20 protein-coding genes are annotated in these 19,237 nt (G+C 65.4%); 7 read left to right on the forward strand and 13 right to left on the reverse strand.

Annotated elements, in window-relative coordinates; all coding sequences use genetic code 11:
- Positions 1-152 precede the first annotated feature (152 nt).
- A complete protein-coding gene (locus tag TZ00_RS01030) occupies positions 153-1,286 on the reverse strand; it encodes a magnesium and cobalt transport protein CorA (RefSeq protein ID WP_078713470.1) in 1,134 nt (377 codons plus the stop codon).
- A 65-nt stretch (positions 1,287-1,351) separates the two neighbouring features.
- Here TZ00_RS01030 and TZ00_RS01035 point away from each other — a divergent pair, with 65 nt between their 5' ends.
- Positions 1,352-2,398 carry a glutathione S-transferase family protein gene (locus tag TZ00_RS01035; RefSeq protein ID WP_044438613.1) on the forward strand — a complete coding sequence of 349 codons (1,047 nt, stop codon included), beginning with the start codon at positions 1,352-1,354 and terminating at the stop codon, positions 2,396-2,398.
- Positions 2,399-2,427: 29 nt separating this feature from the next.
- On the opposite strand, the gene TZ00_RS01040 is transcribed toward TZ00_RS01035, so the two are convergent.
- The 3 genes from TZ00_RS01040 to TZ00_RS01050 form a co-directional block, all read right to left on the reverse strand.
- On the reverse strand, positions 2,428-4,548 hold the full coding sequence (locus TZ00_RS01040) for a DEAD/DEAH box helicase (protein ID WP_044438614.1): 2,121 nt from the start codon (positions 4,546-4,548) through the stop codon (positions 2,428-2,430).
- Positions 4,549-4,758: 210 nt separating this feature from the next.
- Positions 4,759-5,115, reverse strand: coding sequence for a DUF6804 family protein (locus TZ00_RS01045; protein WP_044438616.1), 357 nt, complete (start codon positions 5,113-5,115; stop codon positions 4,759-4,761).
- A gap of 12 nt (positions 5,116-5,127) precedes the next feature.
- Positions 5,128-6,138, reverse strand: a complete 1,011-nt coding sequence (locus TZ00_RS01050; protein ID WP_044439244.1) for an epimerase — start codon at positions 6,136-6,138, stop codon at positions 5,128-5,130.
- A gap of 79 nt (positions 6,139-6,217) precedes the next feature.
- Here TZ00_RS01050 and TZ00_RS01055 point away from each other — a divergent pair, with 79 nt between their 5' ends.
- From TZ00_RS01055 to TZ00_RS01075, 5 genes are all read left to right on the forward strand, one after another.
- Positions 6,218-6,625 carry a hypothetical protein gene (locus TZ00_RS01055; RefSeq protein ID WP_044438619.1) on the forward strand — a complete coding sequence of 136 codons (408 nt, stop codon included), beginning with the start codon at positions 6,218-6,220 and terminating at the stop codon, positions 6,623-6,625.
- A gap of 8 nt (positions 6,626-6,633) precedes the next feature.
- Positions 6,634-7,557, forward strand: a complete 924-nt coding sequence (locus tag TZ00_RS01060; RefSeq protein ID WP_044438621.1) for a pseudouridine-5'-phosphate glycosidase — start codon at positions 6,634-6,636, stop codon at positions 7,555-7,557.
- Complete coding sequence (locus TZ00_RS01065) at positions 7,538-8,491, forward strand: carbohydrate kinase family protein (RefSeq protein WP_161793712.1); 954 nt, start codon at positions 7,538-7,540, stop codon at positions 8,489-8,491. The genes TZ00_RS01060 and TZ00_RS01065 overlap by 20 nt, the downstream gene beginning before the upstream one ends.
- 9 nt (positions 8,492-8,500) lie before the next feature.
- Positions 8,501-9,859 (forward strand): M20/M25/M40 family metallo-hydrolase, encoded by a 1,359-nt coding sequence (locus TZ00_RS01070; protein ID WP_044438625.1) that lies wholly within the window; start codon positions 8,501-8,503, stop codon positions 9,857-9,859.
- 74 nt (positions 9,860-9,933) lie between these two features.
- Complete coding sequence (locus tag TZ00_RS01075; RefSeq protein ID WP_152631045.1) at positions 9,934-10,539, forward strand: Pr6Pr family membrane protein; 606 nt, start codon at positions 9,934-9,936, stop codon at positions 10,537-10,539.
- On the opposite strand, the gene TZ00_RS01080 is transcribed toward TZ00_RS01075, so the two are convergent.
- The 4 genes from TZ00_RS01080 to TZ00_RS01095 form a co-directional block, all read right to left on the reverse strand.
- Positions 10,515-11,999 (reverse strand): flavin monoamine oxidase family protein, encoded by a 1,485-nt coding sequence (locus TZ00_RS01080; protein WP_044438627.1) that lies wholly within the window; start codon positions 11,997-11,999, stop codon positions 10,515-10,517. The genes TZ00_RS01075 and TZ00_RS01080 overlap by 25 nt on opposite strands.
- 28 nt (positions 12,000-12,027) lie before the next feature.
- Complete coding sequence (locus TZ00_RS01085) at positions 12,028-12,603, reverse strand: GDSL-type esterase/lipase family protein (RefSeq protein WP_044439248.1); 576 nt, start codon at positions 12,601-12,603, stop codon at positions 12,028-12,030.
- A gap of 45 nt (positions 12,604-12,648) precedes the next feature.
- Positions 12,649-14,160, reverse strand: a complete 1,512-nt coding sequence (locus TZ00_RS01090; protein WP_044438629.1) for an SDR family oxidoreductase — start codon at positions 14,158-14,160, stop codon at positions 12,649-12,651.
- Positions 14,161-14,221: 61 nt separating this feature from the next.
- Positions 14,222-14,686, reverse strand: coding sequence for an SRPBCC family protein (locus tag TZ00_RS01095; RefSeq protein ID WP_161793713.1), 465 nt, complete (start codon positions 14,684-14,686; stop codon positions 14,222-14,224).
- A gap of 91 nt (positions 14,687-14,777) precedes the next feature.
- On the opposite strand from TZ00_RS01095, the gene TZ00_RS01100 reads away from it, so the two are divergent.
- On the forward strand, positions 14,778-15,752 hold the full coding sequence (locus tag TZ00_RS01100) for an ROK family protein (protein WP_084605833.1): 975 nt from the start codon (positions 14,778-14,780) through the stop codon (positions 15,750-15,752).
- Positions 15,753-15,771: 19 nt separating this feature from the next.
- On the opposite strand, the gene TZ00_RS01105 is transcribed toward TZ00_RS01100, so the two are convergent.
- The 5 genes from TZ00_RS01105 to TZ00_RS18545 are packed head-to-tail and all read right to left on the reverse strand — an operon-like array spanning position 15,772 to position 19,235.
- The gene (locus TZ00_RS01105; RefSeq protein ID WP_044438635.1) at positions 15,772-16,701 is read right to left on the reverse strand and encodes a bifunctional riboflavin kinase/FAD synthetase; all 930 of its coding nucleotides are present in this window, start codon (positions 16,699-16,701) and stop codon (positions 15,772-15,774) included.
- Positions 16,698-17,162, reverse strand: a complete 465-nt coding sequence (locus TZ00_RS01110) for a hypothetical protein (protein WP_044438637.1) — start codon at positions 17,160-17,162, stop codon at positions 16,698-16,700. Before TZ00_RS01110 ends, TZ00_RS01105 begins: the two co-directional genes overlap by 4 nt.
- A gap of 40 nt (positions 17,163-17,202) precedes the next feature.
- Positions 17,203-17,571, reverse strand: a complete 369-nt coding sequence (locus tag TZ00_RS01115) for a hypothetical protein (protein ID WP_044438639.1) — start codon at positions 17,569-17,571, stop codon at positions 17,203-17,205.
- Positions 17,568-18,554, reverse strand: coding sequence for a tRNA pseudouridine(55) synthase TruB (truB, locus tag TZ00_RS01120; RefSeq protein WP_044438641.1), 987 nt, complete (start codon positions 18,552-18,554; stop codon positions 17,568-17,570). The genes TZ00_RS01115 and truB overlap by 4 nt, the downstream gene beginning before the upstream one ends.
- 57 nt (positions 18,555-18,611) lie before the next feature.
- Positions 18,612-19,235 carry a nucleoside/nucleotide kinase family protein gene (locus TZ00_RS18545; protein WP_052521180.1) on the reverse strand — a complete coding sequence of 208 codons (624 nt, stop codon included), beginning with the start codon at positions 19,233-19,235 and terminating at the stop codon, positions 18,612-18,614.
- Positions 19,236-19,237 lie beyond the last annotated feature (2 nt).

The following is a 19,237-nucleotide window of genomic DNA, read 5'->3' on the forward strand; positions in this document are numbered from 1 at the left end:
TGAAAGCCTCGACGCCTTCATCGATGTCTATGTTGTGGGTGGCAGAGCTTCCAGACAAGTAGATATCAAGCCTTTCCGAGCAGTACGGGGCGGCCCCAGTTTTCGCTTCAACTATTCTACCGTGCGTCCGCGACGCCGAACGCGATGCGTTATTACAGCCAGCCTCGGCGTCGGAACATGACGTACAGGCCTGTCATCGCGACCAACATCACGCCGATCGCGACGGGGTAGCCGTATTGCCAGTGCAACTCGGGCATGGCGTCGAAGTTCATGCCGTATATGCCCGCGATCACCGTCGGAGCGAAGAAGATCGCGGCCCACGCTGAGATCTTCTTCACCTCTTCGTTCTGGCGGTTACTGGCCTCGGCGAGCACTTTCATGTCCTCGTTCTGGCGCTGTGCAACCAGTGTCGCGTTCACGGCGAGGATCTCGCGGAGCGTGCTGCGGAATCCTTCGACCCGATCATTCACGACCGCCGTGTGGTCGGCCACGTCGCGCAACGCTCGCCGAAGCTCGAGATTGGTCTCGAACGCATCGAATCCGGCGCGAAGAGTCTCGAGCATCCCGACGAGCGGCAGGGTCGCACGCTGAAAATCGAGCACTTCCTGCGAGAGTTCGTAGATGCGCCTCGACACCTCGGCGTCGCCGGCGAATACCTGCGCCTCGATCTCATCGATATCATTCTCGAGCCCCGACACCACGGGCAGATACTGGTCGACAACAGCGTCGAGGATGCCGTAGAGCACGGCCACGGGGCCGAGGGCAAGAAGCTCGGGCTCGGCTTCCATGCGCTGACGCACGACCGCCAGATCGGGCGATTCGCTGTGCCGCACCGAGACCACGAAGTTCGGTCCGACGAAGAGATGGAGCTCCCCGAAGTCGACCTCTTCTCGCTCGTCGGAATAGCTCGCTGCTCTGAGCACGACGAAGAGGGTGTCGCCATAGCGCTCGAGTTTGGGGCGCTGGTGCGCTCCAATGGCATCCTCGACGGCGAGGGGATGCAGATCGAATTCCTTCTGGATGGCCGCAAGCTCCGTCTCGTCCGGGCGGTAGAGGCCGATCCAGGCCATGGAGTCATCGAACCGGGCGCATCCCGAGAGCGTGTCCTCGAGACTCGTCGGCGAAAGCACACGACGGCCGCCGGCATACACGGCGTTGTCGACCGTGCTGCTGTGCCGGGCCAGAGGCTCGGTCTCGACCTCTGCGACGGACGGCGCATGCGGATGAGATCCTGGACGAAGAGACGACATCGCCCTGAGGGCCTGGGACACACTGGGCTTCTTCATCGTCACCTCTTCTGCACGCGCCCTGATTTGGGCGGTTAACCTTAGCATATGGATGTGAACGAGACATGAACGACGACCTGAGCACGTCCGGCTCCTATGTAACCGCCGGATCCGAATTCACCCGCGACACCAACTACATCGACGATCGCATCACGTCTTTCACCACGGAGTCGGGCCGCGACTCCGAGGGCAGGTTGCTCTGGCCGGTCGAACCCGACCGCTACAGACTGATCGTGGCCCGCGGATGCCCCTGGGCCAACCGCGCCGTCATTTCGCGGCGGCTTCTCGGTCTCGAGAACGTCATCTCGCTCGGCATCGCCGGCCCCGTGCACGACAAGCGCAGCTGGAGCTTCGACCTCGACCCTGACGGCCTCGACCCTGTGTTGCGGATCCCTCGCCTGCAGGACGCGTTTCTGGCGCGATTCCCCGACTATCCGCGCGGAATCACGGTTCCCGCCATCGTCGAGGTGTCGAGTGGCCAGGTCGTCACCAACGACTATCCCCAGATCACCATCGACTTCGCTCTGGAGTGGACCGCCTATCACCGGGAGGGCGCACCGCAGCTCTACCCGGAGAACCTCAGAGCCGAGATCGACGAGGTCAACTCGGTTGTCTTCTCCGACGTGAACAACGGCGTCTATCGGTGTGGTTTCGCCGGTTCGCAGAAGTCATACGAGCGCGCCTATCGCACGCTCTTCGACCGGCTCGACTGGCTCAGCGAACGCCTCAGCACGAGGCGCTATCTGGTGGGCGACACGATCACCGAGGCCGACATCCGGCTGTTCACCACTCTCGTTCGCTTCGACGCCGTCTATCACGGCCACTTCAAGACGAACAGACAGAAGCTCACCGAGATGCCGGTGCTCTGGGCGTACGCACGCGACCTCTTCCAGACGCCCGGCTTCGGAGACACCATCGATTTCGGGCAGATCAAGCAGCACTACTACATCGTGCATACCGACCTGAACCCGACGCAGATCGTGCCCGTTGGGCCGGATGCGACGGGCTGGCTCGAGCCATCGGGTCGCGAGATCCTGGGCGGGCGTCCGTTCGGCGACGGCACGCCGCCTCCTCCCCCGCCGGCAGCAGAGCGAGTGCCGGATCTGATCTGATCCTCGGTGGCTCTGGCAGGCCGAGTCGCTCAGCCCGCCAGAGCCTGCTCGAGAAGGTGTACGAGCGCATCCAGCTGCACGCTGTCGCCGCTCGAGATCTCCTCGTCGCTTCCGTCGAGTGCGCGTGCGGCCAGGCCCTGCTTGCTGTCGATGAGTTCAGCGATCTTCGCATCGATCGTCTGGGCCGCGACGATGCGCCACGCCGTAACGGGCTCCTCCTGGCCGATGCGGTGCACGCGATCAATCGCCTGCGTCTGCTCGGCGGCTGTCCACGACAACTCGGCGAGCACCACGTTCGACGCAGCCTGAAGGTTGAGCCCGACGCCGGCGGCGGTCAGCGAGCAGACGGCGACGGAGACAGCGGGGTCGTTGTTGAAAGCGTCGATCTCTTTCTGCCGATGCAGCGCGGACTGATCTCCGCGAATCGACACCGTCTGCAGCCCCGCTTTGGCGAAGGCCTCCTCGGCCTGGTCCATCACGTCGATGTGCTTGGCGAAGAACACGACCTTGCCCACCGATCGGGCGAGCTGAGCCGTGTAGTCGGCGGCGAGCGACGCCTTGGCCTGGCCGATCAGTCGCACCATGGTGAAGACGTTGTCTCCGCTGCCACCCTGGGCCTTGGATTCCTCGACCTCCTGACGTGCGACCGCGCGCATCAGATTCTCTGTCGAGACCTCGGCATCCGGATCGGACTTTGTGCGGGCGGCGAGCAGCCGCTTGTAGCGCGTGACCAGTCGGCGACCGAGCTCGGCTTCCGCTTCTCGAATGGAGCGACCCAGGTCGTCATCGAGCTCGACGGGAAGATCGACGATCCTCTTGGCGGGCAGATCGGCGGCCACGTCGAGCTTGCGACGCCGCACGATCCCCATGTCGATCACTGCTTCACGTGCCTCGGAGAAGAATCCGAAGTCGGCAGGAGTGAGCCCGGTCTCTTCGAGCTTCTCCATGAGCTGAGCCGTAGGCTTCGTGCCGTCGATCCAGCCCAGAAGCTGCCAGATCGCGCGGAAGTCGTCGATGTCGTTGATGAGCGGTGTTCCCGTGAGAGCCATCATCAGAGGGTTGCCGCCGGGCGCCTGCGAACGGATGCGTTCGGCAAGCGCGAGCACGTGCTTCGACCGCTGAGACGACATGTTCTTGATGAAGTGCGCCTCGTCGACGACCATCCCGCGGAATCCGAGCGTGCTCAGCCAGGCCAGGTGCCTGTCGAGGACTTCGTAGTTCACGATCACAACATCGGCGAATGCGTCGAGCCCCGCTCCATCGCCGTGGATAACCGTCGCGCGGCGGTGCGGAGTCCACAGTTCGACCTCGCGGGCCCAGTTCATCTTCACGACGTTCGGCACCACGGCGAGCAGAGGATAAGCATCGGCGACGGATGCGGCCAGCAACGACTGCGCCGTCTTTCCGAGACCGGGTTCATCGGCGAGAAGGAACGATCGGTGGCCCTGAGCCACACTCGCCACGAATCGGGCTTGGTGCCGCATCAGCTCCTGTCCAGGAGGCGAGAGCCTGTCGATGCGAGGGGCCTCAGGAAGGTCCATGCTCGCGACCTGTCCGCCCGCGCCGTATTCGAAGGCGCGGAACAGCGGTCCGAGCAGCTCCCAGTTCGACAGTCGACCGTGGGAGGAGTGCTTCTGTGTTGATGCGGCTGCGAAATCGGGGGCCAGGAACGGGTTCGCGAGCTGACGCGCCTTGACCGACTGGGGAATGACCTGTCGCTCGGCGAGTTCGGGCGGCAGCATCGTGGTCTGCTTGGGCGCTTCGACGACCTCGTCAGGCACATCGATGCCGGCCTCTTCGAGGTACTGTCGACGCAGCTTCTGCGCGACGGGCGAAATCGGCGCATCGTTCTCGAGAAGTGTGATCAGCGAGGTGTCGCGTGCCGCCGTCTTCGCGAGAATCGATCCGATGCCGTCGAGTCGTTTCAGCTGCTCGGCTCGGTCTGCATCAGACAGCTCGGGATTGTTGCGAACCGAGATGCGTTCCTCGCGGGCCAGGAGGGCAACGACGAGAAACTTGGTGCGGTTCGAGGGCGCGACCTTTCCGCGCTGTGCCGCAGCTTCGACCTCGCGCACCTTGCGCGCGAGGATCGGGATGAGGCCGGTGTTGTCGACGCTCTTGGGTGATCGGCGTCCGCCGGATCGAGACATGCTCCTCCTGTGGAGTGTGGGCCGCGCCGTCCGTGCTCCCTCTGTGGACGGCGATGCCAAATAACGATCCCTGGCCGGGATCGGTGCGGTCGTGCGGGCCGGGTGTGGGCGTCGAGCAACATGACATTGTCACGGTCGACGGGGAGAGCGAAGCGGCCCGGCCTTCACACAGTCTACGTTACCGAGCGCGGCGCGAGCGCCGCGCCCGTCTCAACGACGAGTGGATGCGTTCTCGGGCGCCTGGGGCACCTTGATCAGCAGGCCGGCGGCCACGAACACCACGGCCGCCGCGAGGTGCAGGATCTGCCAGACCAACAGGTCTAGCTCAAGCGGCACGATCGGGTTCCAGAGAACAACGATGACCGCGAGAGCAGGCATCCACCACCACTGCTTGGCCTGAAAGGCGAAGACTCCGATGATCGCCGCGAGGATGCTGATCGCATAGCGGAAGATCGTGAACCACTCGCTGTCGATCAGGGCGACGCCGGCGAGCAGCAGGATAGCCGCGAGGAGTCCGGGCGCGAGTGCGAGACGGGCGAAGGACGGGTTCGGATAGCGCTGCGACATCGTGCCGCCAGCTTAACGTGTCGCAGCGGGTGCCGGCCGCGCGAGGTCGTCGAGCGCATGCTCGAGGGTGCTGTGCTGAAACACGTAGCCGGCATTCTGCAGCCGCTCCGGCACAACCCACCGGCTTTTCAAAACGAGTTCTGTCTCTGTTCGAAGCACCCACATTGCGACTTCGAGCATCCATCGGAAAGCCGGCAGCCCGATCGGGGCGCCAACGTTGCGGCGCAGCAGAGCCATCAGCCGCCTGTTGTCACTCGGTCCCGGAGCGCATACGTTGACGACGCCCTCGATGTTCGGCCTGTCGCGGATGAACCGCACGATCGAGACGACGTCGTCGATGTGCACCCAACTGAACTTCTGAAGGCCCTTGGTTCCCCTCTTCTCGTGCCAGACGCCGGCCCGACGCCGTGCGGCAGAGCCGAATAGAGAGCGGAACCACCACCCGTCGTGCTGTGTTCCCCCGAGTCCGAGTCTGGCCACGCGAAGGAGTGGACTCAGCGCGCCCCCGCGACCGAGCACGATGGCCATCCGCAGGGCGACCCTCCTGGTCTGCGGAAGCTCGCCCGCGAAGAACGCGTGCTCCCAGTCTGTAGCGATAGAGACGGAGAAGCCGGAGCCGATCTCGCCGGTTGACTCGGTTTGCGGCCGATCCTCGGCATGCCTGTAGATGGTGGCCGTGCTCGAGTTCAGCCACAGGGCCGGCGGCGATGCGACACGTGAGATCGACTCGCGGAGGATTCGGGTCGTGTCGACGCGGGATCGCCTGATCTCAGCTCGGTTGCTCTCTGTATACCTGCAGTTCACGCTCTTTCCAGCAAGGTTGATGACGAGCGAGGCACCGTTGATCGCCGCGTCGATCGCCTCGAGCTCATGCCAGGCCACGGCCGGCGATGACCGCCCGATGAGAGTGACCTCGTATCCTTCTGCCAGAAGTTCGCGCTGCAGCACTTCTCCAATGAATCCGCTGGCGCCGGCGAGCACGGCGCGACGGGTGGCGAGCGGGTGCAGGGAATCAGGTGTCATGCGTCCAGTCTGGTCGACGCTCCCCACATTCACGGCCATCACGATTGTTCGAGACCGGCCACGGCGCTAAGTTTTCCTTATGACCTCTCCTGTGCCCTTCGGTGCCCCTGCCCCCGCCCTTTTCTCCGGCCCTGAGGGCGTCTGGAATGCCGACCCCGTAGAACTCGCGGCCCGACTGTTCGTCGCCGTCTTCCAGCCCCAGGCTTCTGCCCCGCTGCCGCAGCGCGAAGTGTCCGACATCTACGATGCCCTCGCGGCCCTCGGCGGCTATGCGCTGCCCGCCCAGCGTGTCGGCAACACGCAACCCCTCGCCCTGACGGTTCAGCTTGCGCAGGAGGCCATCCTCACCTGGGAGCGGGCGACGATCGCGACCCGCCTCTCAGCCGGGGCCGGCCCCGTCTCGCACACCGTCACCGTCCTCCGCTTCGGACCGGGCGTCCTCCAGGCAGCAGACCCCGTCGCCGCTCTTCGCGATCGACTCGGCTAAGCCGAGGTATGACGTCGCCGTTTCTGGTCTCGACAGCCGTCGCTGACGCTCTGGCCGACGGCCGGCCCGTCGTCGCGCTCGAATCCACGATCATCTCGCACGGCCTGCCGCGACCGCGCAACCTCGAGGCTGCGCGCGAGTTCGAGCAGATCCTTCTATCGCGTGGCGTCACACCCGCCACGATCGCCGTTCTCGACGGTGTCCCCTGCATCGGCCTCGACGCCGAGGGTGTCGAGCGCATCGCATCCGAAGATATGGCGAAGGCGAGTGTGCGAGACCTTCCGATTCTTGCGGCCAAGCGAATCAGCGGTGCGACCACGGTGGCTGCGACCGCATACCTCGCGGGTAAGGCCGGCGTACGGGTCTTCGCCACAGGCGGCCTCGGCGGAGTGCACCGCGGCGCAGGTCAGACCTTCGACGAGTCGGCAGATCTGTCCGCGCTCGCCATCTCCCCCGTGGCCGTCGTCTCTGCTGGCGTCAAGAGCGTTCTCGACATCGCAGCCACGCTGGAGCGACTCGAGACCCTCTCGGTTCCTGTCATCGGGTACCGCACCACGAACTTCCCGAGCTTCTGGCTGCGAGAGTCGGGTCACACCATCGACTGGTCCGTCGATTCGGCGGCCGAGATCGCCGCGGTCATGCACAGCCAAGATGCGCTGGGGCACGGCCAGGGCATCGTGGTTGCAAATCCCATTCCGTTGGATCAGCAGTGGGATCCCGAGGAGCACGACCGCGTTCTCGCGCAGGCATTCGCCGCGGCGGAAGCAGCAGGCGTTCATGGCAAGGCGGTCACGCCTTTCCTGCTCGGCTACATCGTGGACGCGTCAGGCGGCACGAGTCTCGAGGTGAACCTCGACATCGCGCGCAACAATGTGCGTCTCGCAGCCGACATCGCCACCGCATGGAGCGAGCGTGCGCCCGGCCGTGAGTGATCGCGGCGCGGCGCCCGTTTCGGCCGGTTCACCCCGCGTCGTCGTGTTCGGCGACGTGATCGACGACATCATCGTCACGCCGAGCGGTGACATCCGGCCCGACACCGACACCCCCGCCAGTATCGTGCGCACGGCCGGCGGTTCTGCCGCCAACTCCGCGGCGTGGCTGGCGTGGGCGGGCTGCCATGTCGACTTCGTGGGCCGGGTGCACGTCACCGATCTCGAGCGGCATCGCGCCCTGCTCGTCGAGGCGAGAGTCAGTCCTCACCTTCTCGGAGAACCCGACCTCCCGACCGGAGCGATCGTCGTGATCGTGTCGCCCGACGGCGCCCGCACCATGCTCACCCAACGGGGAGCGAACGCCGCGCTCTCCCCGCGCGATATCGGCGCCGAACGTCTGTCGCGGGCGAACCACCTGCATTTCACGGGATACTCGATCTTCCGGCACGCGAGAACATCCGATTTCCCCGAGCTCATCCAACGGGCGCACGAGGCTGATGTCACGGTGAGCGTCGATCCGGGATCAGCTGGCTTCATCGAGGATTTCGGTCGCGATCGATTCCTCGACGCCATAGACGGAGCAGACATCGTCGTTCCGAATCTCGATGAAGGGCGTGCACTCACCGGACTGCCCGATCCGGCATCCATCGTCGACTCTCTGGTCGATCGTTTTCCGCTTGTCGCCCTCACCCTCGGCCGGGAGGGTGTCGCTCTGGGAACGAACGACGGGATCCGCCTCTCTGCTCCGAGCAAGGCCATGCACGCCGTCGATACGACCGGCGCCGGAGATGCGTTCTGTGCCTCGTTCCTGTCTGTTCTGCTGCATGGGCCCTCGCGCGATCGCGATGTTCTTGCGCGCGCCGTCTCGAGCGGCCTCGACACGGCGGCACGCGCCGTCGCCAGCGTTGGGGCGAGGCCAGTGCCCACCGCGTAAAGTCGTGGTGTGGAAGACGAGGCGGCCGAGCGGCACAGCGATGCACGGGCACTCGACCACCTGCGCACGCTGATCAGAATTCCCACCGTCTCCCGTCTCGACGAGTCGTTGACCGACTGGTCGACGTTCGATGAATTCATCTCCACTCTCGCGCGGCTCTACTCACGGGTTCATTCCACGCTCTCGGTGGACATCCTCGACGGACACGCGCTGTTGTTCCGTTGGGTAGGCCGATCGCCCGGCAACGAGTCTGTGCTGATGGCCCATTACGACGTCGTGGCAGCCGACGACGAGACGGGCTGGACGCATCCGCCGTTCGCCGGGGCCGTGACCGGCGCGGGCGCCGAGCAGATCGTCTGGGGGCGGGGAACGCTCGACGACAAGGGAGCCCTGACCGCCATTCTCGAGGCGGTCGAGGGCCTTCTCGACGCCGGCTTCACTCCTGAGCACGACATCTACCTCAGCTTCGGCCACAACGAGGAGACGGCCGGGTCGGGAGCTGCGGCTCTTGCGGCCGAGCTCATGAACAGAGGGGTGCACCCCCGACTCGTGCTCGACGAGGGCGGTGCCGTCATCGAGCATGTGTTCCCGGGCGTGAGCCGACCGACCGCCGTGGTCGGCGTGAGCGAGAAGGGCATGGCCAACGTCACACTGACTGTCGGACAGTCCGGTGGTCACGCCTCGACTCCCCCGCGGCTGACGGCCACGGCCAGACTCGCCAGGGCGCTCGTGCGCCTCGAGAAGCGGCCTTTCCCCGCGTCGCTGTCAGCTCCGACCGTCGAGATGATCCGAACGATCGGCGCGCATTCCACTCCAATGCTTCGCTTCGTGTTCACGCGGGCGCAGACCTTTCGCCTGCCCCTGATCGCCCTGTTCGGCCGTCTCAGTGACGAGACGAACGCCATGATCCGAACGACGGCCGCCGTAACGCAGCTTCGTGCGAGCGACTCGGCGAACGCGTTGGCCGAACATGCCGTTGCCGTCGTCAACACTCGCATTGCGATCGACTCCTCCGTCTCGGCGACGCTGCGACACATCAGGCGCGCGGTCCGAGACCCGCTCGTGTTGATCGAGGCGACAACTCCGAGCGAGCCGTCTCCCGTGTCACCCTCCTCGGGTCCGCTGTGGCAACTCCTCACAGACACGATCACCGCTGTATATCCCCGCGCGGTCGTCTCGCCCTACGTTATGCTCGGCGCGAGCGACGCTCGACATTTCACGGCCATCAGTTCGCATGTCTACCGGTTTACGCCGTTCGAGATGTCTTCTGCGGAACGCGCGACGCTGCACGCGATCGACGAACGAATGCACGTGCGCACGTTCTTGTCTGGAATACGGTTCTACAGAACCCTGATCGAGCGACTCTAGTCGGCGTGCGGTTGCGTACGAGGCCGGTCTCCGGTCAGACGAGATCACGCACCGCCTTCGGGGTGGCGCGTGCGGTGGTGGCAATCGTGGGCGTCGTCGCCCTGGTCGGCGACTTCCAATACATTCTCGGCTTCAGCAGATTCTCCACGGTCAACTACTTCACCTACTTCACCAATCAGAGCAACGCGGCCGGAGTCGTGGTGCTGGCGATCGGCGCTTGGCTTTCGTTCAGACGCCCGACGGACCCGGGGTGGCTCATGACGGCCCGGATGCTCACGGCCACCTTCACGATCATCTCCGGAATCGTGTTCGGGCTCATCGTCAGCCAGGCGGGAGACTACAACTACCGCATCGTCGTTCCCTGGTCGAGCCAGCTGCTGCACTTCTGGATTCCGTCCTACGTGATCATCGACTGGATCTTCGCGCCCGGTCGCTCGAGAATCCCGTGGCGGCGGCTATGGCTCGTTCTTATCTACCCGCTCGTGTGGGGCGGCTTCACCATGATCCGAGGCTCGATCGTGGGCTGGTACCCCTACTTCTTCCTCGACCCGGGCCAGGTCTCGGGGCCCCTCGAATTCGCTGCGTACTCCGGCGCAATCCTGCTCGTCATCGTTGGGCTGGCAGCAGGGCTGGTAGCGCTAACGAGACGACGAGGTCACGACACGGGCAGGAAGGGCTGAAGGCTGGCTACTGCGATGTCTCGCACCTCGTTGTCACCGAGATCTGCGAATGCTCGCGCGGCGCTGCCCCCGACCAGACCGATCAGAACTGCATCTCCCGTCAGGGGCATGAGGTTGATCCACTGGGTGATCATCGGGGCGTTCTCGTCTGCCGGGGTCGCTGAGGGCGCAGGAGTCGAATCCGCCGCGAACGGGGGCGAGTCGACCACCAGGCTCCAATAAGCAGCCGTCTGCGTCCAGAACGGAGTGTCGTAGCGCAGCCAGACCTTCTCCACGGCGCCGGATCCGAGGGTGGCGATGGCCGTGCGGTGACCGAAGGGAAGTGGGGGGTCAAACGTGATCGAGTCCGATTGGAGCACGCCGAGAGGCACAGTGACGATCACCCGGTCGACTCGAATGGACTCGCCCGTCGCCATCTTCAACCGAACGGCGTCGTCGCCGAGCGATACCTCGCGCACCGGTGTCGAAAGCGCCACGTCGGCGCCGTCGAGCGCGTCGACGATCACTTGGTGGGCTGAGCCGACCACGAACGCGTCACCGCCCTCGCCTTCGGCCGCATCGTCTAGTCCATACCAGGTGGAGAGCTCGTCGGCATCGGCCCCGAGCGTCGTGACGACGACCCTGTCGACATATTCTGCGACGCGCGATGCCGGGGTGACGCCGATCTCATCTGCTGTGACGTTGACTGATGCATCGCTCGCCTGTGCAAGCGACTCTCGCAGGCTCGGGTCTCGCGACTGGGCGGCCCCCCACGTGACTGCGGCATCGACCGCGTCCGGGCCGATGGCGTTGTCTGGCACTGTGTCGGATGCCGTGGTGAGCTGCACTCGCGATGTGGCGTCGACGGGCACCGTGACGACATCGACTGCCTTGAGCTGATCTGTCAGGCTCGACGAGTCGACGCCGCGAACGAAACTCGGGCCGAGATCGACGACAAACGGCCAATCACCGGGACCGTGGGCATCCACCCGACCGCCGACGCGGTCGCGGCCCTCGAAAACGACCACCTCGTATCCTGCGGCCACCAGCGCTTTGGCTGCGGCGGAACCTGCGAGTCCCGCGCCGACAATGCCGATGCGTTCGCCGTCGGACGCCTGGCGGAGCACGTCGGCTGCCGCTCGTTCGCCTGAGCTCTGTGCCCCGTTCATCGTGCCGGGGAACTCGCTGCTCGTCGCCTCACCGGCGAAGAAGATGCGATCGGAGACGCTCTCTGCAAGAGCCTTGCGGGCGTCTGGAGATGTGCCCGTCGGAATGTAGCTGGTGCTTCCGAGCGAGAAGGGGTCGGCTGCCCAGTTCGACCGGATGAAGCCGTTCGGCGATGGGACCGTTCCGGGCGTCGGTGTCGGTGTGGGTGTCGTCGATGTGGGCGCAGGCGACGGCGGACCGACACAAGCAGACAGGGCGAGGACGGCCGCACCCGTTGCAGCGCCCACCAGGAAGGTACGACGATCCACGGTCATGTCAGGGGCTCCGGGCGCTGGAGGCGCGTCACTGCGCAGAGAGGTCGGGCAGCCTGATCGGGCGCGACATGGGGGGAAGGTCGTTGACCCGCTCAAGGGCCGGCCGGAGTTCGGAAAGCCAGACGTCGTACCCTGCCTCGTTGAGGTGAAGTCTGTCTTCGCTGAGGTCGGAGTTCAACTCTCCGTCGGCATCGGCCAGCGCCGGCCACAGGTCGAGATAGTGCACCCGCTGCGTTGCCGCGAACTGCCAGATGTGACGATTGATCTCGCGCACGTTCTCGGCGTACTCTCGTCCGCGAGGCAGAACGGACTGCAGAAGAATCCTTGCGTCCGGCAACTCCTGGTGCAGCCGCACGAGCGCGCTCTCGATGTTGCGCACGATGCGCTCGATGCTGCGGCGCTCGGCCAGATCGTTCGTTCCAATGAGCAGCACGATGGTCTGAGGGTCGCTCTCGATGACGGCGTCGAGCCGCTCGAGCAATCCGTCGGTGGTATCACCGTCGACCCCGAAGTTGCGCGCATCGACGTCGGAGAACCAGTCCTGCCATGCTCCTGCGGCGGTAATGCTGTCTCCGACGAATGCGGTCACGGGCTTGTCAGTCATCATGCCTCCGTTAGTGCTCACGTGCCATGATACGCGGCGGCCCATTCACGACGAGGGCATCGACCTCGACGTGATCGTCGTAGCCTTCTCCGCTGCGGCGGTGATGCGGTTGGCCATTCCTGTGAAGATAACGCCGTGAAAGGGAAGGATCGAGAACCAGTAGAGGCGCCCGCCGAGGCCACGGGGGAAGAAGACGGCCCGCTGATCGTAGACGGAACCCGCGCCCTCGTCGCCGGGGGTCGCACGCATCTCGAGCCAGGCGAGGCCGGGCACTTTCATCTCAGCCCGGAGCCGGAGCAAAGACCCGCGCTCGATGGTCTCGACCCTCCAGAAGTCGAGTGCGTCGCCGTTGTGCAGTTCTGTCGCACTCCTCCGACCTCGGCGCAGCCCCACGCCTCCGACGAGTTTGTCCATCCACCCGCGCGCCGCCCAGGCGAGCGGAAACGAGTACCAACCGTTCTCTCCGCCGATACCTTCGATCACCTTCCACAGCTCAGCGGGATCTGCGCTGCTCCGACGCTGTTTGACGTCGAGAAACACCGTGTGGCCGGCCCAGTCGGGGTCGGACGGCAGTGGGTCGCTGGCAGCTCCCAGCACGACGGCGTTTTGCCAGCTCGTCTCGACCGCCCCTGTCTTGACCTTTTCGAGGGCGAGCCGCACGGCGCGCCGATATGAGGTGAGCCCTCCCTCCGGGTCGGGAATCAGCGTGCGGATGTCGTCTTCGTGGACGACGCAGTCGAACTGCAGAGAGGCGATGATGGGTACGGCAAGAGCGCGGGGAATGGGCGTGACGAGATTGACCCACTGTGAGGCCAGCCACGGCGTCATCACCGGAAGCGCAGCGATCGGTCGCTGCTTCAGCCCGGCCTCGAGGGCGTATCCGTTCATCATCTGGCCGTAGCGCAAGACGTCGGGTCCGCCGATGTCGAAAGTGCGATTGACATCGGATGGCACGGTTGCCGAGTGCACCAGATAGTAGAGCACGTCACGGATCGCGATGGGCTGGATGCGGTTGCGCACCCATCGTGGGGCGGGCATGTACGGGAGAACATCGGTGAGGTGACGCACCATCTCGAACGATGTGGAGCCCGATCCGATGATGACCCCCGCTTGCAGCGCGACCGTGGGCACACCGGAGGCGAGCAGGATGTCGCCGACGCGCTTGCGGCTCTCCAGGTGCTCGGAGAGGCGCCCGTCGTCGGGGTGGAGCCCGCCGAGGTACACGATGCGCTTGACGCCCGACGCCTTCGCCGCTCGTGCGACGTTGCCGGCGGCCTGTTGCTCCCGATCGCGGAAGTGGCCGGGCTTGCCCATCGAGTGCACAAGGTAATACAGAACCTCGACGCCCGCCGTGGCGGCGCTAAGTGTGCTCGCGTCGTCGAGATCGCCCGTGACGATCTCGACCTCCGATGCCCAGGGTACGTCCGTGAGCTTCACGGGGTCGCGCACAAGAACGCGCACCTGAAAACCGGCGTCGATCAGGCGGGGAACGAGCCGTCCGCCGACGTATCCCGTCGCTCCGGTGACGAGAACGCGAGACTGCGCGGAGGATTCCATTTCTTTACGCTACGGGGCGCGGCTGTTGGTCGGGGAGGCATTGACATGCTCAGGCGCATCGTCAGCGCTCCACCACTCGGTTCCAGTCGACGGGTCGGCCATGGAGGAGCTCGGACAGGTCGTGCAGCCGATCACCCCAGAAAGCCCGCACGGCACGCTCCTCGGGCGTGGTGAGAAACGCTTCGTGCCACACACTCACGGCGCACGACCGAGGATCTGCCGGCCGGTCGGGCGTGATGTCGAATGCGACGCTGACGCACGAATCGAAGCGAACACTCAGTCGTTGCAGCGGTTCGCTCTCGTCGATCGTTCCGAACCAGTCGGCCTCGTGCGGCTCGCCCGCCGGCCAGACGACAGCGAATCGGCCACCGACGCTTCCGTCGGTCAAGACATGGCCGAGCCAGCCGTCGAGAAGCACGGGATCTACGAGGCAGTGCCACACGACGGATGGCGAGAACGGAACCCCTATCTGCGACTCGACGGCGCGGTGGGGTCGCATCGGGGCTGCGTTCGCGTCGAAGACCATGTCTTCACGATATCCGGCACGGCCGACAGGCGAGACGCGTCCGAGGCGCATCCATTCGGGGTGTAGGAGCACGGTGGCCTAGGCTGGCTGGGTGCCAACAGCGAGCCTCAATCCGACCGCATCGACCCCCGCTCCGACATACCCACCGGGCCTTGTGCTCGCGGTGGACTTCGGCGGCACCAAGGTCGAGTCAGCCCTCGTCGACGACAGCGGCACCCTCGTCGCCGGAAGCCGCTTTCGGCATCCGACGGGTCGTGAACGCTCGGCGAGCGAACTCGCAGACGCCGTCGTGTCGGTTGCCACGTCATCGCTTCAGAGTCTCCCCGAAGGCACGTCACTTCGCGGCATAGGCATCGGCGCCGCCGGCCCGATCGATCGTGAGAGAGGCCTCGTCTCCCCGGTCAATCTGCCGGCGTGGCGCGACTTTCCCTTGCGCGAGACGGTGGCGGCCGCTGCGCGCGAGCTCGGGCACGATGCACCCGCCGTGCTTCGGCTCGACGGCCTCTGCATCACCCTCGCGGAGAACTGGGTGGGCGCGGGCCGGGGTACGGACAACATGATGGGCATGATCGTCTCGACAGGCGTGGGCGGCGGCGTGATCTCCGGCGGTGCTGTGGTCGCCGGCTTCTCGGGCAACGCCGGGCACATCGGTCAGCTCGAGGTTCCCGGGTTCACCGACGTGGATGCTCCGTGCACGCTCGAAGAGATCGCTGCGGGCCCGCACACGGTCGCGTGGGCGCAGGCACGCGGTTTCGAGGGCGAGACGGGTGAGGATCTCGCCAGGGCCTATGCCGAGAAGGATCGCATCGCCGTGGCCGCCGTGACTCGAAGCGGAACGGCGATCGGCCGGGCGATCGCCTCGGTCTCGACACTCCTCGATCTCGAGCTGGTCGTCATCGGTGGAGGCTTCTCTCTCGTCACCCCCGATCTCTTCGACATCATCCGCACCGCAATCGACCGGTACTCGCGCTTCGAGTACGCACGTCGCGTCGAGGTGGTTCCCACCGGTCTCGATACCGATGGGCCGCTGATCGGCGCTGCCGCTCTCGTCTACCGTTCGATCTGATCAGACCGGCCTGAGCGGCTCAGGCGAGCAGTCGTCGAACCTGCACGACATCATCGTTCATCTGCTCGATGAGCGGCCCAACACCGGTGTATTTGACCATGCCGCGGATGCGATGGGTGAATTCCACATCGACGACATGGTCGTAGAGGTCGATGTCTTGATCGAGCACGAACGCCTCGACCTGTTTCTGGGGCACGCCTGTGAAGGTGGGATTGTTGCCCACCGAGATGGCCGCCGGGTATCTCACCCCGTTGTCGGTGAGCCACCCCGCATAGACTCCGTCGGCCGGAATGAGCCCCTGCGACTCCGGTGAGAGGTTCGCCGTGGGAAACCCGAGTTCGCGCCCCCTCGCGGCGCCGTGCACGACCATGCCGCGCACTGTGGGGACATGGCCGAGCAGTTCTGCAGCCCCCTCGACGTCGCCCTCTCTCAGCAACTCGCGGATCCATGTCGACGAAACGCGACGGTCGCCGTCGAGGCGCACGTCGTCGATGAGTCGCACCTCGAATCCGTGCTGCCGACCGAGCTCTCGAAGCAGGCCGACATCGCCCGCACCGCGCGCTCCGAAGCGGAAATCGCTGCCGACGAGAACGATCTTGGCGTGCAGGGCGTCGACGAGCATACGGGAGACGAACTCTTCGGGGCTCTGATCTGCGAATGCTCTGTCGAAGGTGAGAACGAGAGCGGCATCGACACCTGTCGACGACAGCAGCTCGATCTTGCGCTCGGTGCCCACGAGAGTCGCCGGGCAGCTGCCCGGCGAGAGCAGCGCGAGTGGATGTCTGTCGAAGGTCACGACGACGCTCGTGAGCGACTGTGCTTCGGCGACACCGAGCAGCTGTCGGATAACCGCTCTGTGGCCGGCGTGCACGCCGTCGAACTTACCGATGGTGACGGCAGAACGGCCGATGTCAGAGGGAACAGAGTCGAGACCGGTGAAGACCCTCATGCGGCGTCCGGTGACGCGTCTCGATCGACAGCATCGGACTCTGGCCGGCGCCACCGGAGCCAGAGCATGCCCAGAACCGGAAGAACCAGCGGGATGAACAGGTAGCCGTTTCCATACCATGACCACACGCTCGGCCTGGCGAACAGCTCAGGGTGGGTGAGGCTGAGTGTGCCGACGACGAGTACCCCGACGAGCTCGAAGGTGATCGTGATCCAGGCGACGCGGTACCAGACTCGTCCGGGTGCGATCAGAGCGATCGTCGCGACGATATAGACCACGCTGGCGAGGGCCGACAGCCAGAACGCCAGCGGAACCTGCTGCGAGTCTCTGACGGCGTTCGCGATCTGCACGAACGACCGTCCTGTGGCTCCGAGGGCCAGGATGCCGTATACGACGATGAGTACCCTGCCGATGCCTTTCGAGCGTGTCGAGCGGGGCGCGGGGGCAGTGAGTTCTGGCATGGCGAATCGAGTTTACAACCCGTATGCATGCAGAACTCCGTCAGGCGCCCTGCACGAACCAGATCACGTTCATCCGGTAGACCATCACGGCGATCGCGAGACACACTACTCCCAGGATCACGGTGCTCCATCGGGTTCTCTCCACGAGCGCCCAGAACGCTCCCGCGGCCGGAAGCAGCAGAGCGGAGACGAGGTAGGTGTAGAACTCGAGAGGGTCGCCGCTCGGGTTGTTGCCGGCGAACGGAGACACGATCGCCGAGATCAACTGCGCAACCAGAAGCACCTCCACGAGCGCCACAGCGCCGAGTGTGTAGTCGTTCGGCTTGCGACCCGCAAACCCCAGTACGAGACACAGGATGCCGCCGGCAACAGCAACCACTACCTGCACGATCGTGAGCCACTCGATCATTCGGACGCTCCGCTCGAGGCCGGTTCTATGCCTGATTCTGGGTCCGGGGGAAAATTGACCAGTGTCTTTGCACGGCCCGCTGAGACGGAGACGAGGCCGACCAGGCGGCCGTCGGGAGCGATCGCGGCAACCGGGCCCGCGGCATCCGGAACGTCGTCGCCCAGCGCGAGTTTCTTGCCGTGCCCCAGGTCGATGCTCTGCACTTCGCTGAGCTCGAGCGTCCGGAACAGACGCGAAGCCGTCGCTGCCGGGGCTTCGAGGGCTTCGGCCACGACGACGGTGTCGAGTTCGGATGCCTCGGAGACGCTGAACGGGCCGATGCGTGTGCGTCTAAGGGCGGTCAAGTGTCCACCAACGCCGACGGAGGCGCCCAGATCGCGGGCGAGAGCGCGAATGTAGGTTCCCGACGAGCAGACCACTCGCACATCGAGGTCGATCGCGTCGGCACCCTCTTCGGTGCTGGCGGAGCGCTGGTCGAGGATCTCGAACTCCGACACGGTCACCGGCCTCGACTTGAGCTGCACCTCGACACCGTCGCGAACGAGCGCATAAGCGCGCTTGCCGTCGACCTTGATGGCGCTCACAGAACTCGGCGTCTGCTCGATGTCACCCGTCAAACGCGCGACCTGAGACCGGATGTCCGCCGCTTCGAGACTGCTGACGGCACCCGCCCGGGCCACGGAGATGACCTCCCCCTCTGCGTCGTCCGTCGTCGTCGCGACACCGAGTCTGATCGTCGCCAGGTACTCCTTGTCGAGGCCGACCACGTAGGTGAGCAGCCGCGTCGACGTGTTCACGCCGAGAACGAGCAGGCCCGTGGCCATCGGATCGAGTGTGCCGGCGTGCCCGACCTTTCGCGTTCCCGCTATTCGGCGGGTGCGGGCGACGACATCGTGGCTCGTCAGGCCCGCGGGCTTGTCGATGAGGAGAACGCCGCTACGCGTCGACGGCTCGGCTTTTTCTCGGGTGAACTGGTCTGGCACCCCTCAACTGTAAACGCGCTCCGCTCCGCGCTCGGGCAGAGGGCCCGTGCGGCAGCATCAGCAGCTGTCCGCGAACACCCTCCGGGGTCGTTCGGGGTCGGTAGTGTCGACGATTGCCGTCGCAGAGAAGCGCGGCCCTGCCTCGGCCGTGTAGCGATCGAGGGCCTCGTCGAGTACGGCACTCCGGGGGCGCACCGGCGTCTCGAGAAAAATCGTGTAGTTGAACGTACCGCGCAGTTCTCCCCGCGCGAGGAACGGACCGGCAACGACCAGAATGGCGTCGGCCGGCGCCGTTCGCCAGACCGGTTCGATAGCCCTGGAGGCACTCTCATCGAAGGCCGCCACGACGAAACCGGCACTGCCTCCGAGGCGGAACGGATCGATGAGCACGCGCCTGAACGTGGCGTAGTCGTAGCGACGGTCGTAGTAGTCAGACGACGTCTGGCGAGCGTTCTCACCGGGAACTTTCGGATGCACGAAGTCGTCGATCGAGGCGAAGATGGATGCGTGGCCCGCGCGATCGAGAGCGGTCACCAGGTCGTGGCCGAATTCCGAAGCGTGAACCGCGCCGTCCACAGCGACGACGGCTCGGCCCCGACCGTAGTTGTGCACGATCTCGGCCGCCTGGGCATCGAAGAAGCGACGGCTGTCTGCGCGGTCTTGCGAGAGGTCTGTTGCCACGC

This window comes from Agreia bicolorata (assembly GCF_000938265.1).
Lineage (GTDB): Bacteria > Actinomycetota > Actinomycetes > Actinomycetales > Microbacteriaceae > Agreia > Agreia bicolorata.